Source organism: Prescottella subtropica, from assembly GCF_005434945.1.
Classification (GTDB): Bacteria; Actinomycetota; Actinomycetes; order Mycobacteriales; family Mycobacteriaceae; genus Prescottella; species Prescottella subtropica.
Map to the genome: position 1 here is coordinate 134131 of NZ_SKCH01000001.1, position 14517 is coordinate 148647.

A 14517-nucleotide genomic window follows, 5' to 3' on the forward strand; every position below is an offset into this window, starting at 1 on the left:
TAGCTGCTACTACCAAAAAGGCGCACAGGTGCGGAGCGCCTACCCTGGCCCCATGCCGGAATCGCAGAAACTGCCGCGTCCCACGTTCGGGCAGTACGTGGGCTATCAGTTCGGGCGGACGTTGCCGGAGTCGTTGCGGGACTGGGTGCGCCGCGATCTGGTGGGTCCGGGTGCGTCGGTGCGGTATCTGATCCGGTTCACGCTGCCGGTCGTGCCGTTGCTGGCGCTGTTCCTGCTCATTCCGGGTCCGGTGTGGGTGCCGTTGGCGATGATGGCGCTGTTGTTCCTGCCGCTGGTGTACTTCGCGGTGGCGCTCATGCAGGTGTATCGGCGGCATCGGCTGCACGGTCACGGGCTGGATCCGGACCTGGTTGCGGAGAAGGTGCAGCGCCGGGCCGATCAGGTCCGCGACGACTACGAACGCCGACACGGACGCAGCTAAGTTACCCGTCGGTCAACTATCGTGAGCGGGCGAACCGACGACAGGAGGCACATCATGAGCGAACCGGTGGCGACCGCCGATCTGGCCGACGAGATCGGCCCGGACATCCGCAGCTGCGACACCCAGTTCATCCAGTTCGGCGCCCGCGCCGCATTCTCCGGGCCGATCACCACGATCCGCTGCTTCCAGGACAATCTGCTGGTCAAGCAGGCATTGAGCGAGCCGGGCCACGGCGGTGTCCTCGTCGTCGACGGCGATGCGAGCGTGCACACTGCCCTCGTCGGCGACATCATCGCCGGGCGCGGCGTCTCCAACGGTTGGGCCGGCGTCATCGTCAACGGTGCGGTCCGCGATTCGGCGATCCTGCGCACCCTCGCCATCGGCGTCAAGGCGCTGGGCACCAATCCGCGCAAGAGCACGCAGACCGGGTCCGGGGAGAAGAACGTGCCGGTCAGCTTCGGCGGCGTCACCTTCAATCCGGGTGAAACGGTCTACAGCGACGACGACGGCATCGTCGTGCGGTAGCGTCCGCGCCTAAAATCGAGGGCATGTACCCGCCGGGAACGCGGTACGTCGAGCGTGACGGTCACGCCCTCGCCTACCAGGTCGTCGGGGACGGCGGTGACCACGCGGTCGATGTGGTCGTGTTCCTCGAGATCGGCCTGCACCCGGACCTGTTGTGGACCGATCCGCACATCCACTACGTGTTCGAGCGGGCCGCGACATTCTGCCGGATGGTGTACTTCCAGCGCCGCGGCTTCGGCCTGTCCGATCCGGTCGATCACGTGCCGACGCTCGAGGAGCAGGCCGACGACGTGTGGGCGGTGATGGACGCCGTCGGGATGCGTCGCGCCACGCTCGTCCGGATCGGCAGCACGTGCGGGGCGCTGGTATTGATCGCGGCCCGGAACCCCGACCGGGCGACCGGTCTGGTGCTCCACCAACCGTTCGTCGAGGGCGCGCTCCGGGAGGGGTCGCGTCCACCGAAACCCTCGCCCGCATCGGTGACGCCCGCTATCGGGACCTGCGGGCCACCCACGAACGTCAGGTCCGCAACGCCGTCGAGGACGAGCGCGGGCTGCTGGTCAACGTGGCCGGTGACGGCACCCTGAGCGTGTTCGACGACTGCGGCGAGCACGACCTCAAGGGTGTCCCCGACCGGTGGCGGCTGTACACGCTCACCGGAACCGCCGGTGACCGCAGCGTGTCCCGGGAGGCGCTGCACACCTGTGCGCCTTTTTGGTAGTAACTGCTACCAAAAAGGCGCACAGGTGCATCAGGCGCCTACGCGTGCCTTCGTGCCGCCGATCTCGACGACGTCGCCGGCGCGGAGTTGGCGCCCGCGGCGGGTCTCGGTCTCGCCGTTGACGCTGACCAGGCCGTCGGCGATCACTTCCTTCGCCTCGGCACCGGATTCGATGAGGTTCGCGAGCTTGAGGAACTGGCCCAGCCGGATCGTCTCGTCACGGATGGGGACCTCGTCCACAGAATCAGACATACCGATATCTTCCTCCATTCCCCGGACGTAGCCTCGACGCCGCACACTGGAGTGACACACGACACGGTGAAGGGATGGGCATGGTCACGAGTACCGGGAGACCGGAGGACGCGGTCGACGAACGGAAGCCGCACGGGACGCCGACGAAACGCGGTCGGCTGTCGGAGGTTCCGCACGTCGCGGGACTGGTCCTCGGGGTGTTCTCCGTACTGGTCTTCTTGTGGAGCCTGTCTCCGTCGCTGCGGCATCTCGTCCACACCCCGCGCGGGTACGTTGCGAACTACTACTTCGACGCCCCCGACACGAGCTTGTCGTGGGCCCTGGTCGTGGCCCTGGTGGCGGCCGCGCTCGCGAGCCGGAAACGGATCGCGTGGTGGTTGCTGACCACGTATATGGTCCTCTTCGCGATCATCAACGCGGTCATGGCCGTCGCGGATCGGGATCTCAGTGCCGCAGTCGCTTTCGTCGTGCACGTCGCGGTGGCGGGAATCCTGGTCGCGTCCCGCGGCGAGTTCTACACGCGGGTGCGACGCGGCGCCGGCTGGAAAGCCCTCGGGGTACTGGTCGCCGGACTGACCGCCGGCACCCTGCTCGGCTGGGGCCTGGTGGAACTGTTCCCCGGTACTCTGCCGTCGAACGAGCGTTTCCTGTGGGCACTCAACCGGGTCACCGCCCTCGTCGTCGTCGAGAACGAACAGTTCGACGGCCATCCGCGCGCCTTCGTCAACACACTTCTCGGTCTGCTCGGTGCCCTCGCACTGCTGGCCGCGGTGATCACCCTGTTCCGGTCGCAGCGCGCGTCGAACGCGTTGACCGGCAACGACGAATCCGCGCTGCGCGGCCTGCTCGACGACTTCGGCGGCAACGATTCCCTCGGCTACTTCGCGACGCGCCGCGACAAGGCGGTCGTGTTCGCGCCGAGCGGGAAGGCCGCGGTGACCTACCGCGTCGAAATCGGGGTGTGCCTGGCCAGCGGCGACCCGATCGGCAATCCGGAGGCGTGGCCGCACGCGATCGACGCCTGGCTGACGTTGTGCGCGAAGTACGGGTGGGCGCCCGCCGTGATGGGGGCGAGCGAAACCGGTGCGACGGCCTACCATCGGGCCGGGCTGACGGTGCTGCAACTCGGCGACGAGGCGATCCTGAACACCCGCGACTTCACCTTGAACGGCCGCGAGATGCGGCAGGTGCGGCAGGCCGTCAACCGGGTCCGCAAACAGGCGGTGACCGTCCGGATGCGCCGGCACCGCGACCTCACCGACCAGGAGATGGCCGACGCCGTCACCCACGCCGACGACTGGCGGGACACCGAAACCGAACGCGGCTTCTCGATGGCGCTCGGTCGGCTCGGTGACGGTCTCGACGGCGACTGTCTGCTCGTCGAGGCGATCGGCCCGGACGGCGAGGTGCTGGGCATGCTGTCGTTCGTGCCGTGGGGCCGCAGCGGCGTGTCCCTCGACCTGATGCGCCGCAACCCGCAGGCCCCCAACGGCGTCGTCGAACTGATGGTCACCGAGCTCGCGACCCGCGCCGACGAGGTCGGTGTCACACGGATCTCGTTGAACTTCGCGGTGTTCCGGTCCACGTTCGAGGAGGGTGCCCGCATCGGCGCCGGCCCGATCCTGCGGATGTGGCGTGGCCTGCTGCTGTTCTTCTCCCGCTGGTGGCAGCTCGAGGCCCTGTACCGGTCCAACGTGAAGTATCAGCCGGAGTGGGCGCCGCGCTACCTGTGCTTCGACGACAACCGGCACCTGCCGCGGGTCGGTATCGCGTCGGCCGTCGCGGAGGGCTTCCTGACGCTGCCGTCGTTCCGGCATCGTGCGAGCGCCCCCACCCACACCGGCGTGCACACCGCCGTCCCCGACGCACTGGTCGGTTCCGGTGTCCTGCACGCCGACGGCAGCGCCCCGGACACCGTCCCTCTTCCCGACGCCGCCTCCGAGCCGTCCCCGGCGCTCGAGGCGTCCGGTCCGCGCCGGCCCGAGCAGGTGCGGGTGCGGATGGACAAGCTGGCCCGGCTCACCGACGACGGTGTCGACGCCTACCCGGTGGCCTGCCCCCCGACGCACACGATCGCCGCGGCGACGGCGTCGGAGGGTGCCGAGGTGCGAGTCGCGGGACGGCTGTTGCGGATCCGCACGTACGGCGGTGTCGCGTTCGCGGTGCTGCGGGACTGGTCCGGTGATATCCAGGTCCTCATCGACCGCGGCGCCGTCGGTGACCGTCTCGACGAGTTCGCCGCCGACTTCGACCTCGGTGACCTGATGGAGGTCACCGGCGTCGTGGGACGCAGCCGCAAGGGCGAGTTGTCGCTGCTGGCAACGGACTGGCGGATGACCGGCAAGTGCCTGCACCCGCTGCCCGACAAGTGGAAGGGTCTGACCGACGCCGAGGCGAAGGTGCGGCAACGGTACGTCGACCTCGCGATCGACCCGGACGCGCGACGTCTGCTCACGGCCCGTACCGCGATCGTGAAGTCGTTGCGCGACACCCTGTCCGGACGCGACTATCTCGAGGTGGAGACGCCGATCCTGCAGCGCATCCACGGCGGCGCCAACGCGGCCCCGTTCGTCACCCACATCAACGCGTACGACCTCGACCTGTATCTGCGGATCGCGCCGGAGTTGTTCCTCAAACGGCTGTGTGTGGCCGGCATGGAGAAGGTGTTCGAGATCGGGCGGGTGTTCCGCAACGAGGGCGTCAGCTTCAAGCACAACCCGGAGTTCACGATCCTCGAGGCGTACGAGGCGCACAGCGACTACGAGCAGATGATGGTGCTGTGCCGCGAACTGATCCAGAACGCGGCGATCGCCGCACACGGCAGTCCGACGATCATGCGTCCCGGCCCCGACGGTGACCTCGTCGCCGTCGACATCTCCGGCGAGTGGCCCGTCAAGACCATGCACGGCGCCGTCGCCGAGGCCCTCGGCGTGGACGTCACCCCCGAGACCCCGCTCGCGGTGCTGCAGACACTGTGCGACGACCACGGGATCGACTATCAGAAGAGCTGGGACGCAGGTGCTCTCGCACAGGAGATGTACGAACATCTGGTGGAGGGACAGACCGAGTTCCCCACCTTCTACACCAATTTCCCGACGTCGATGTCGCCGTTGACCCGGCCGCACCCGACGATCCCCGGGGTGGCCGCGAAGTGGGACCTGGTGGCGTGGGGCATGGAACTGGGCACCGCGTACAGCGAGCTGACCGACCCGATCGACCAGCGGCAACGGCTCACCGAGCAGTCGATGCTCGCGGCCGGCGGCGACGCCGAGGCGATGGAACTCGACGAGGACTTCCTGCAGGCCCTCGAACACGCGATGCCGCCCACCGGTGGCCTCGGGATGGGTGTCGACCGGGTCGTCATGCTCGTCACCGGTGGCAGTATCCGCGAATCGCTGGCGTTCCCGTTCGCCAAGCCGAGAAGCTGACATGCCGATACGCCGGTACACCGTTGCGGCACTGTTGATCGCGGGCGCGCTGCTGTACTCGTCGTGGGTGCTGGCGGTCGTCCTGAACTCCGGTGAGGGACCGTTCGACGGGTTCGCCAGCCAGCTCGCCGCGACCGACCAGCGGTACGGGATCGTCTACCGCACCGGGGATCTGCTCACCGGGATCGTGCTGGTGGTCGCCGCGGCGGTGGCACTGACGTTCACGCCGCGGCGCATGCTCACCACCGTCGGCTGGCTCGCGCTCGGCGTGTTCGGGTTCGGCACGATCGCCGATTCTCGTCTGCCACTGCGGTGTTCGACGACCGTGTGTGAGGAGACACAGGAACCGCTGGCCCACCAGTGGCATGCGCTCACCAGCACGGTGTCGGTGACCGCGGCGGTGGTGTCGGCCCTCGCGTTCATCGCCGCGCTCTACGTGTACCGGGCGCCGGCCGGGATGCGCGCCGCCGGCGTGACCGTCGTGGTGCTGTTCGTGATCGGCACGGTGTGGATGCTCGTCGGCGTCGACGAAACCTCGGGCAGCCACGTATGGCTCGGGTTCGCGCAGCGCATCGAATTGCTGTCGATGAGCGGATGGATGGTGCTCGTCGCGGCGACGCTTCTGAACAACCGAGCGTGGCGGGATCTGCACGGGATGCCCGGTTCCACGTGAAACACGTTTCGCGCACTTGTCGCGGCACTTCGAGCCTTCGAAGTCGCGGCAAGTGCGCGAAACGCGGGGAGCCAGTGGTGCGGCAGGGGCGTCAGGCCACCGGGCGCAGCGGGTGGATGCCGGGGGCCGCGGCGAGGTGGGCACCGAACGCGCCGGCCGCCTCCCGCATGTGATCGGACTTCATGTGGGCGTCGAGGGCGTGCTGGTCCTGCCACACCTCGACGACGACGAACGTGCCCGGGGCCGCCGCGGATTCGTACAGGTCGTAGGAGACGCACCCGTCCTCCTTGCGGCTGGCCTCGGCCAGCGTGGAGAGCGCGGCGCGCACCGTGTTCTCGGAACCGGACTTGGCCGGCAGGGTGGCTACGACATGCAGATTCGACATCGACTTCCTCTTCTGTGAGTGCCGCCACAGTGCGCGACGACCCCGACCGTACCCCGGCCACGGTCGCGAATGCCGCAATTGCTCCCGCCCCCGGGATCCACTCGTTTCCGCCACGACTGCACCCACCGTTCGATACAGTCCTGTATCGAATGGGCCGATGCGCCCGATACAGGGGGTGACCAGCAACGATGCCCACCATCAGCCCGCGCCGCGCCGAGACCCGTCGCCGACTTCTCGACGCCGCCGGCGAGGTGTTCGCCGAGGAGGGCTTCGGACGGGCCAGCGTGGAGCAGGTGTGCGAACGCGCCGGTTTCACCCGCGGCGCCTTCTACTCGAACTTCACCTCCCTCGACGAGTTGTTCCTCGCGATGTGGGAGCAGCGGTCGGCGGCGATGCTGGACGGCATCGCCGCCGCCCTCGCCGACGCCGATCGCACCGCCCCGACCGGCCTCGAGGATGCCGTCGACCGCGTCCTCGCCGCGATCCCCGTCGACGACGCCTGGTACCGGATCACCGCCGAATTCACCGCACACGCGCTGCGCAACCCGGCACTGCGGCGCGTCATGGCCGCCCGCGAGGACGCGATCCAGGCGGCGATCCTGCCGATCGTCGAGGACGCACTCGCCGCCACCGGACGCCGCATCACCGACCGCGACGGACTGGGTCGGGCCCTCGTCGCGGTCCACGACGGCACCGCAGTCCAGGTCCTCATGGAACCCGACAGCACGGTGGTCCGGCAGGCTCGTCGGAGCCTGTTCGTCACCGTCGTCAGCAACTACAGCACGCAACGGACAGGAGACAGGTCGTGACGGAACAAGCCGATGTCATCGTCGTCGGAGCAGGTCTGGCGGGTCTGGTCGCGGCCCACGAACTGGTGAAGGCGGGCCGACGCGTCCTCGTCGTCGACCAGGAGAACGCGGAAAACCTGGGCGGGCAGGCATTCTGGTCGCTCGGTGGACTGTTCCTCGTCGACAGCCCCGAGCAGCGACGGATGGGTATCAAGGACTCCCGCGACCTGGCCCTGCAGGACTGGCTGGGCAGCGCCGGCTTCGACCGGGACCGCGAGGACCACTGGCCGCGGCAGTGGGCCGAGGCGTACGTCGACTTCGCGGCCGGTGAGAAGCGTACCTACCTGCACGATCTGGGGCTGCGGGTGATGCCCAACGTCGGCTGGGCCGAACGCGGCGGCGGACTGGCCACCGGGCACGGAAACTCGGTGCCCCGCTTCCACATCGCGTGGGGCACCGGACCCGAGGTGGTGCGCGTGTTCCGCGAACCCGTCCTCGACGCCGTCGCCCGCGGGCAGGTCACCTTCCGCTACCGGCACCAGGTGGACGAGCTGATCGTCGAGGGCGGCGCCGTCGTCGGTGTCCGCGGCACGATCCTCGAGCCGTCCACCACACCGCGTGGCGTGCAGTCGTCCCGCACCCCCACCGGCGACTTCGAGTTGCGCGCGCAGGCCGTGGTGGTGACATCCGGCGGCATCGGCGGCAATCCCGCACTGGTGCGCAAGAACTGGCCCGTCGACCGGTTGGGGCGCGCCCCCGAGAAGATGATCACCGGGGTGCCGGCGCACGTCGACGGCCGGATGCTCGAGATCACCGAGAACGCGGGTGGCAACATCGTCAACCGGGATCGGATGTGGCACTACACCGAGGGCATCGTCAACTGGGATCCGATCTGGCCCGACCATGCCATCCGGATCATTCCCGGACCGTCGTCGCTGTGGCTCGACGCCACCGGCAAGCGGCTGCCGGTCCCGCTGTTCCCCGGCTTCGACACCCTCGCCACCCTGAAGCACATCCTCGGGACCGGGCACGACCACACGTGGTTCGTGCTCACCCAGTCGATCATCGAGAAGGAGTTCGCGCTGTCGGGCTCCGAACAGAACCCCGACCTCACCGGCAAGGACATGAAACTCCTTCTCGGACGGGTGAAGAAGGGTGCACCCGGACCCGTGGAGGCGTTCAAACGTCACGGCGTCGACTTCGTGGTCCGCGACAACCTGCGCGATCTCGTCGAGGGCATGAACGCGCTCACCCCCGACGCACCCGTGACGTACGAGCAGGTCGAGCGCGAGGTCATCGCCCGCGACCGCGAGACGGACAACACCTTCTCCAAGGACATGCAGGTGATGGCTATCCGTAATGCGCGAACCTATCTGCCGGACAAGGTGATCCGTGTCGCGAAACCGCACCGACTGCTCGACCCGGCACACGGACCGCTCATCGCGGTGCGCCTGAACCTACTCACCCGCAAGACCCTCGGCGGGCTCGAGACGAACCTGGACGCGCAGGTGATCCGCCCCGACGGCACCGTGTTCGACGGCCTGTACGCGGCCGGGGAGGTCGCCGGTTTCGGTGGCGGCGGCGTGCACGGCTACAACGCCCTCGAGGGCACGTTCCTGGGCGGCTGCATCTTCTCCGGACGCGCCGCCGGCCGCGCACTCGGACGGAGCCTCGGATGAGCCGCCGCACCGCACTGGTGACGGGGGCGTCGTCGGGGATCGGCCTCGAGGTGGCGCGGGCGCTGGTGTCCCGCGGCTACCGCGTCTACGGCACCACCCGCAATCCCGCTGCACTGCCGGAGGGTTCACGAATCCCGGGCGTCGAATACGTGCGCCTCGATCTCGAGGACCGGGCGAGCATCGAGGACTGCGCCCGAACCGTCGGCGCGGTGGACGTCCTGGTCAACAACGCCGGGGAGAGTCAGATGGGGCCGCTCGAGGAACTGCCCCTCTCGGCGATCGACCGACTGTTCCAGGTGAACGTGCTGGGCGCGATCCAGCTGACGCAGCTGGTACTGCCCGGCATGCGGGACCGCGGCTACGGACGGATCGTCATGGTCGGGTCGATGCTCGCGAGTTTCCCGCTCGCGTTCCGGTCGTCGTACGTGGCCGCCAAGTGCGCACTGAAGGGCTTCGCAACGGCCGCCCGACGCGAACTGCGTCCGTTCGGGGTGTGGCTGACGACCGTCGAACCCGGCACCGTCGCCACCGGCATCGGCGACCGCCGCACCCGCTACCTCGCCGACCGCTCCCCCTACGCCGGCGACTACGAGACCGTGTCGAAGGCGATGTCCCGCAACGAGCACCGCGGCATCAGCGCCGAGAAGGTGGCCGACCTGGTGGTGACCGCGATCGAAGCCGACAAGCCGAAACCGCTGTACGCCCGCGGCAACATGGCACCGCTCGTGTTCACCGTCCGACGACTCGCGCCGCGTGCCGTCACCGAGGCCATGACGGCCCGCTTCCACGGGCTGAGGTGAGCGGGCCGGGGTGTTCTGCCGGTACCCCGCAGGACCGGCAGAACACCCCGAGTCGATCAGCTACCGCTGGAACCACTCGAACTGCTCGAACCGCTCGAGCCGGAGGAGCCACTCGAGCCGCTGGACCCGCCCGTCCCCTCGTCCGCGCCGTCGAGAGGATCGGTACCGCCGTTGACAGTCGGGGAAATGAAACCGGTCGACTTCGTCGTCAGTGACGTGCCGGTGCTGTTCGGCACCTTGGCGCGCCAGTTGACGATCGGGTTCAGGACACCGAACGGGCCGCACCCGGTGGCCCCCGGCAACGCGAAATCGGTGGCCGTGTTCTGAATGTTGGACGCCACAGCGGTATCGGCGGGCCACGGGTCACCGGTGCCCATAGCGATGTCCGACGGATCGTCGACCGGATTCGACTTGTGCAGGTTCAACTCGACCGGGGCCGACTCGGTGCCGATGTAGCACCGGTCTCCGAGGAACGGATTGTCGATCTTCATCCGCACCGGCAACGTCATGTCGAATTCGAAGAGGTCTCCGTTGAACACCGGCACGTCCACGGCCTCGACCGTGGCCGTCACTCCGGCCAACCCGAAGAGATTCCCGAACGGAAGATCCACCCCGAGCACGCCGCCGGGAACGGTGATCGGTTTGCTGTAGACGCCGTGGTGACCGTCGTCGCGGGGGATGAAACCCTCCAAGCCGGAGTTCCCGGCGATGATCATGTCGCCGTCACCGATGGGCAGTGTGAATCCGTTGTTGTCGAATGTGCCGCTGTTGACCTGCACGGTCAGGCACCCCTCGGTCAGGTTCGGATCACACACGCCACCACCGGGAATCGGCTGCGGTGCCGCCGACGCCAGCGGCGCCAACAGGAGCATCGAGGCGCCGGCGACGCCTCCCACCACGGCGGAACGCCGACCGCGGCGTCGCCAGGAATTGTTCGAATCGTTGTTCACTGTACTCCTCGGTTGTCGAAACCTCGTTGTGCGCAGGACTGTTCGTGCGCACTGTTCGATGAACAGCGGCGGGCGCTCGCGCTCGCCGCGAACCACGGTGAAGCGGCATGCCGAGGTCGCGGTGGATGCTCCACGGCATACGTGAACTCGAATCGAAAGCGGGCTTGCATCAACGCTTCCGAGATCCGGTTCGGCACGTAACCCACTGTTACGTTCGGTAACAGACGAACGGTTTATATCACGGGAGTCCGGCGGGATATGGGGGAATCGCGACATGGATCCGACACGTCCCGATGCCCTACCGGTCGGCAGTCTCCCGTGCCACACTGATGCACCATGTCGAGAACACGTGTCGCTGCCGCCACCGTCGTCGCAGCCGGAGCGCTGCTGTTGACGGCGTGCGGGAGTCCGGATTCCGACACCGCAACTGCCGCATTCGAGACCACGTCGACCGGGGCCACAGCGCCGTCCACGACGCCCACCTCGACCGCGGCAACCCCTCCGGCGGTCGCGACCGGGGTGGCAGCACCGGCGTCCGCACCCGTGATCGAATCCGCTGCGCCCCCGGCACCGTCCACGACGGTGGAAGCATCGGTCACGACGATGCCGCCGCCGACGTCACGTGCCGCGGCACCCGCCGCCGGCATCGACGCCCGCTCCCCCGAGCAGGTCGTGGCCGACTCCGGTGAGCGCGGCCGACGCTATCTCGCGGCGCTCCGGGTGGCCGGGCTTCCACCGACCGGTATGGACTCCGCGGAGGTGCTGTACGCGCAGGGCACGTGCGACGCACTCGCGCGCGGTGATTCGCGCGCGAGTGTGCTCGCCGAATTCGATTCCGTCGGAAGGGCGTACGCGCAGTTCCTGCCGATCACCGCGGATCGGGTCGCCGAAATCTATGTCTCCACCGCGGAACAGACGTACTGCTGACGGCCGATCAGGCCATCGAACGCAGCCAGTTCGTCAGCCACGACGTCGCGGTGGCGCCGTTGCGGTCGACGACGTAGTTCGCGTAGTCCTGGTGTGCCTGCGAGCGGTAGAACCGGTCGAGTTTCTCGGCGCGATCCTCCTGGGCGGTGTCGGACGACTCGGCCTGCAGCGTCGGCATACCGCCGGCGGCCATGAGGTCCTGCACGATCGAGACCGCCTCCTGGATGTAGCGTCCGGACTGCTGCGCCTGCGGCGACGAGTTCTGCGCCAGGAACCCGGCGAGTCGGGTGACGAAATCGTCCTTGGGGGTGGAGCAGTAGAGGTCGCCGACGACGCAGAACGTGCGGGTCTGCGGGGTGGCCCAACCGAAGCCGCCGACACGAGGACCGCCCGCACCGTTGCCGACCACCGACGGACCCACCAGGATGTCGGTCTCCGACCGGCGCGGATCCGACAGCAGACCGACCGCGGCGAGCCGCGTCGGCGACACCACCCCGGTACCCGTGCCGATCTCGGCGGCGAGATCGCCGGCCGCGTCGGCGCCCTGGCTGTAGCCGACGATCGCAAAGCGGGTGTTGCCACAGCGCTGCGCGACGTCGGCGATGACACCGCGCGCGTTGTCGACGGCCTGACGCTTGGACGCGCCGTACACCTCGGTCTCCCACGGGAACGCCGTGGCCGCGTACGGCACGTACGTGACCCCCACCGACGACGGCAACGGGTTCGTGACGGCCGCCAGCATGCCCGGGCCACGGTGCTCACCGGGATCAGTGGTGGTCTCCCATGTTCCGGGGATCGCGACGACCTGCAGGTTCGGGCATTCCGGTGCGGCCTGCGCCGTCCCCGCCCCCACACTGACGATCGATCCGAAAATCGTTGCAGCGCATGCTCCCAGAACCGTCAGCGACTTCTTCACGCCCATCGGTACCGCACCCCACTCATCCACTTCCGAGTGGCCACGGCTCCCGCGACCACCTGCTTCGACGCCCCCGAGCGCGCATTCGTGTCCGGTGAACGCGCCGGATAGATCTTGACAGGTCCACATTGCGGCCCGATGCACGGTCGGTAAACGCACGCTACCGGAGTGCCGCGCGAATGTGGGGGTCTTGTTCCGCTGGGTGACAAAGCGGGGTGCCGCCGCATGCGCGACGACACCCCGCCCGTGTTCAGCACTGCCGGTGGCAGCTACCGCCCGTCAGGAACCGAAGCCCCCGAACAGGTCACCGAGACTGCCGAGGCCGCCCTGGCCACCGGGCGTCGGAACCGTGTCCGGATCACCGGTCACCGTGACGTTCACCGGATCGGCCGCCGAGTCGATGAAGCCGGCATCGGCCGCGAACTGCGCGGAGACCACGAACTCACCCGGGTTCTGGAAGAACGTCGCCAGAGTCGCGACACCGTTCTGATCCACCCGCACCGGACCACCGAGCAGCACGTCACCGAGCTTGAACTGCACCGTGCCGCGGGCATCACCCGGAGCGAGGCGGGCAGTGAGCGTCACCTGCTGGCCCTTCGCGGTCGACGGAACCGCGTCGACCGTGATCGTGGTGGCCACATCCGCGGCCGGCGCCTCCGTCACACTGACCGGGTACTGCGCCGACACCGACGGCGAGACACCGTCGGCACCCGAGTAACGGGCGATCACCCGATGCGTGCCGTTCACGTCGAACGTGTGCGGCAGCACCGCGGCACCGTCGTCCTTCACATCCGCCGTACCGACCGCGCTGCCGTTCACCTCGAACGTCACCGTGCCGCCCGAGACACCCGGCTCCACCTTCGCCGTCAGGTTCACCGGCTCACCCCGGTAGGCGTCCTGAGCTGGACCCGTCACCGACGTCGTGGTCGCGATGTCCTGCGACGTCACCGTCACCGTCTTCGTACCCGCCGACGCGTTCGAGAACTCCGCACCCAGGAACTTCACCCCGTACGCGTAGTCGCCGTCGGTGGTCAGCGTCTGCGTCAGCGACGCCTTGCCGTTCACCAGATCCACCGGCGCACCGACATCCTCACCGGCCAGCGTGAACTGCACCTGACCGCTGTCCGGCGTCGGCACCACCGTCGCGTTGAGCGTGAACTCGCCGCCGTTGGTCACCGCACTCGGACCGTCCAGATGCGTGACGGTGTCGACGACGGCACGCTTGATCTGCACGGTCGCGATAGGGCCACCGCCGGTGTTGAGAGGTCCACCCGTGGTGTCCCGCGGGGTGCACTGGGTCGGTGCCCACGCCGTGATCCCCAGCGGCGCGTTCGCCCGGGGCAGGAAGGTGAGGAAGTTGGCGTCGTTGGCGAAGTTGCCCGCGGCACCGGCGGTACGCAGCTTCATGTGGATCTCACCCGTGGCGCCGGCCTTGAGTCGAGCCTTGACCTGCGGTAGCTGGAAGGTCGTGTTCGCACCGCCGACCGCGTTCGCCCGGATACCGCCCTCGGAGCTCTTCGAAGTGCTCGGGCCGTTGCCGATGATCTGGTTGTTGCCCGACAACCGGATGATCGTGCCGTTCGGATCCACGTTGCCCTGCTCGTTGACGACGAGCACGTTGGGTGCCACACCGGTGAGGCCCGAGCTGGTACCCGGAACGATCTCACCACCGAGGAACTGGGCGTTCTCCGGCATCGCCACGTCGATCTTCAAACGGGACACGTTGTTCAGGGATGCCCCGGATCCCAGATCGTTCGGCACCGAGATCGGCGGCGGACTGATGGTCACCACGAACTCTTCACCGGGTACCACCGTCGCCGGGGCGTCGACCGTCACCGACGCCTCCTGCACCTGGTCCTGCGCCCCGCCACCGATCGACGGGGTGGCCCGGCACGCGTTCTTGAACGTCGTCGTGGTCGTGTCCGCCGACGCGGGGGCCGCGAACAGTGCCGCACCCGAGGCGACCATGGCGCCCACCGCGAGCGGCGCGATGGTGCGGTACAGCTTGGAACTCATCGATCCTCCTGCACT

15 protein-coding genes are annotated in these 14517 nt (G+C 68.4%); 10 read left to right on the forward strand and 5 right to left on the reverse strand.

Features of this window, described 5'->3' with window-relative positions:
* Positions 1–52 precede the first annotated feature (52 nt).
* Genes E0497_RS00565 through E0497_RS20675 form a run of 4 tightly spaced genes read left to right on the forward strand, consistent with a single transcriptional unit; the run spans position 53 to position 1688 of the window.
* Positions 53–442 carry a DUF5313 family protein gene (locus tag E0497_RS00565; protein WP_137722840.1) on the forward strand — a complete coding sequence of 130 codons (390 nt, stop codon included), beginning with the start codon at positions 53–55 and terminating at the stop codon, positions 440–442.
* A gap of 54 nt (positions 443–496) precedes the next feature.
* Positions 497–967 carry a ribonuclease E activity regulator RraA gene (gene rraA / locus E0497_RS00570; protein WP_137722841.1) on the forward strand — a complete coding sequence of 157 codons (471 nt, stop codon included), beginning with the start codon at positions 497–499 and terminating at the stop codon, positions 965–967.
* Positions 968–990: 23 nt separating this feature from the next.
* Entirely contained in the window at positions 991–1554 is a 564-nt protein-coding gene (locus E0497_RS00575) for an alpha/beta fold hydrolase (protein ID WP_194150303.1), read from the forward strand.
* On the forward strand, positions 1533–1688 hold the full coding sequence (locus E0497_RS20675) for a hypothetical protein (RefSeq protein WP_206663612.1): 156 nt from the start codon (positions 1533–1535) through the stop codon (positions 1686–1688). Before E0497_RS00575 ends, E0497_RS20675 begins: the two co-directional genes overlap by 22 nt.
* A gap of 30 nt (positions 1689–1718) precedes the next feature.
* Here E0497_RS20675 and E0497_RS00580 read toward each other — a convergent pair whose 3' ends face one another.
* Positions 1719–1940: an RNA-binding S4 domain-containing protein gene (locus E0497_RS00580; RefSeq protein WP_137722842.1), complete on the reverse strand. Its 222-nt coding sequence runs from the start codon at positions 1938–1940 to the stop codon at positions 1719–1721.
* Between the two features lie 80 nt (positions 1941–2020).
* On the opposite strand from E0497_RS00580, the gene lysX reads away from it, so the two are divergent.
* Entirely contained in the window at positions 2021–5368 is a 3348-nt protein-coding gene (gene lysX / locus E0497_RS00585) for a bifunctional lysylphosphatidylglycerol synthetase/lysine--tRNA ligase LysX (RefSeq protein ID WP_137722843.1), read from the forward strand.
* A gap of 1 nt (position 5369) precedes the next feature.
* Complete coding sequence (locus E0497_RS00590; RefSeq protein WP_137722844.1) at positions 5370–6041, forward strand: DUF998 domain-containing protein; 672 nt, start codon at positions 5370–5372, stop codon at positions 6039–6041.
* Between the two features lie 91 nt (positions 6042–6132).
* On the opposite strand, the gene E0497_RS00595 is transcribed toward E0497_RS00590, so the two are convergent.
* The gene (locus E0497_RS00595; protein WP_137722845.1) at positions 6133–6426 is read right to left on the reverse strand and encodes a putative quinol monooxygenase; all 294 of its coding nucleotides are present in this window, start codon (positions 6424–6426) and stop codon (positions 6133–6135) included.
* 188 nt (positions 6427–6614) lie between these two features.
* Here E0497_RS00595 and E0497_RS00600 point away from each other — a divergent pair, with 188 nt between their 5' ends.
* The 3 genes from E0497_RS00600 to E0497_RS00610 are packed head-to-tail and all read left to right on the forward strand — an operon-like array spanning position 6615 to position 9693.
* On the forward strand, positions 6615–7235 hold the full coding sequence (locus E0497_RS00600; RefSeq protein ID WP_137722846.1) for a TetR/AcrR family transcriptional regulator: 621 nt from the start codon (positions 6615–6617) through the stop codon (positions 7233–7235).
* On the forward strand, positions 7232–8893 hold the full coding sequence (locus tag E0497_RS00605; protein ID WP_137722847.1) for an FAD-binding dehydrogenase: 1662 nt from the start codon (positions 7232–7234) through the stop codon (positions 8891–8893). Before E0497_RS00600 ends, E0497_RS00605 begins: the two co-directional genes overlap by 4 nt.
* On the forward strand, positions 8890–9693 hold the full coding sequence (locus E0497_RS00610; RefSeq protein WP_137722848.1) for an SDR family oxidoreductase: 804 nt from the start codon (positions 8890–8892) through the stop codon (positions 9691–9693). The genes E0497_RS00605 and E0497_RS00610 overlap by 4 nt, the downstream gene beginning before the upstream one ends.
* A 56-nt stretch (positions 9694–9749) precedes the next feature.
* Here the strand turns inward: E0497_RS00610 and E0497_RS00615 are convergent, their stop codons facing one another.
* Positions 9750–10643: a hypothetical protein gene (locus E0497_RS00615; RefSeq protein WP_137722849.1), complete on the reverse strand. Its 894-nt coding sequence runs from the start codon at positions 10641–10643 to the stop codon at positions 9750–9752.
* A gap of 336 nt (positions 10644–10979) precedes the next feature.
* Between E0497_RS00615 and E0497_RS00620 the strand changes: the two genes are divergently transcribed.
* Positions 10980–11570, forward strand: coding sequence for a DUF732 domain-containing protein (locus E0497_RS00620; protein WP_137722850.1), 591 nt, complete (start codon positions 10980–10982; stop codon positions 11568–11570).
* 7 nt (positions 11571–11577) lie between these two features.
* Here E0497_RS00620 and E0497_RS00625 read toward each other — a convergent pair whose 3' ends face one another.
* Both E0497_RS00625 and E0497_RS00630 read right to left on the reverse strand, forming a co-directional pair.
* On the reverse strand, positions 11578–12492 hold the full coding sequence (locus E0497_RS00625; protein ID WP_137722851.1) for a cutinase family protein: 915 nt from the start codon (positions 12490–12492) through the stop codon (positions 11578–11580).
* A gap of 273 nt (positions 12493–12765) precedes the next feature.
* Positions 12766–14502, reverse strand: a complete 1737-nt coding sequence (locus tag E0497_RS00630; RefSeq protein WP_137722852.1) for an Ig-like domain-containing protein — start codon at positions 14500–14502, stop codon at positions 12766–12768.
* Positions 14503–14517: the final 15 nt, after the last annotated feature.

Coding starts and splice junctions, on each gene's coding strand:
- E0497_RS00565 (WP_137722840.1), top strand. CDS start 53: ATGCCGGAATCGCAGAAACTGCCGCGTCCCACGTTCGGGCAGTACGTG.
- rraA (WP_137722841.1), top strand. CDS start 497: ATGAGCGAACCGGTGGCGACCGCCGATCTGGCCGACGAGATCGGCCCG.
- E0497_RS00575 (WP_194150303.1), top strand. CDS start 991: ATGTACCCGCCGGGAACGCGGTACGTCGAGCGTGACGGTCACGCCCTC.
- E0497_RS00580 (WP_137722842.1), bottom strand. CDS start 1,940: ATGTCTGATTCTGTGGACGAGGTCCCCATCCGTGACGAGACGATCCGG.
- lysX (WP_137722843.1), top strand. CDS start 2,021: ATGGTCACGAGTACCGGGAGACCGGAGGACGCGGTCGACGAACGGAAG.
- E0497_RS00590 (WP_137722844.1), top strand. CDS start 5,370: ATGCCGATACGCCGGTACACCGTTGCGGCACTGTTGATCGCGGGCGCG.
- E0497_RS00595 (WP_137722845.1), bottom strand. CDS start 6,426: ATGTCGAATCTGCATGTCGTAGCCACCCTGCCGGCCAAGTCCGGTTCC.
- E0497_RS00600 (WP_137722846.1), top strand. CDS start 6,615: ATGCCCACCATCAGCCCGCGCCGCGCCGAGACCCGTCGCCGACTTCTC.
- E0497_RS00610 (WP_137722848.1), top strand. CDS start 8,890: ATGAGCCGCCGCACCGCACTGGTGACGGGGGCGTCGTCGGGGATCGGC.
- E0497_RS00620 (WP_137722850.1), top strand. CDS start 10,980: ATGTCGAGAACACGTGTCGCTGCCGCCACCGTCGTCGCAGCCGGAGCG.
- E0497_RS00625 (WP_137722851.1), bottom strand. CDS start 12,492: ATGGGCGTGAAGAAGTCGCTGACGGTTCTGGGAGCATGCGCTGCAACG.
- E0497_RS00630 (WP_137722852.1), bottom strand. CDS start 14,502: ATGAGTTCCAAGCTGTACCGCACCATCGCGCCGCTCGCGGTGGGCGCC.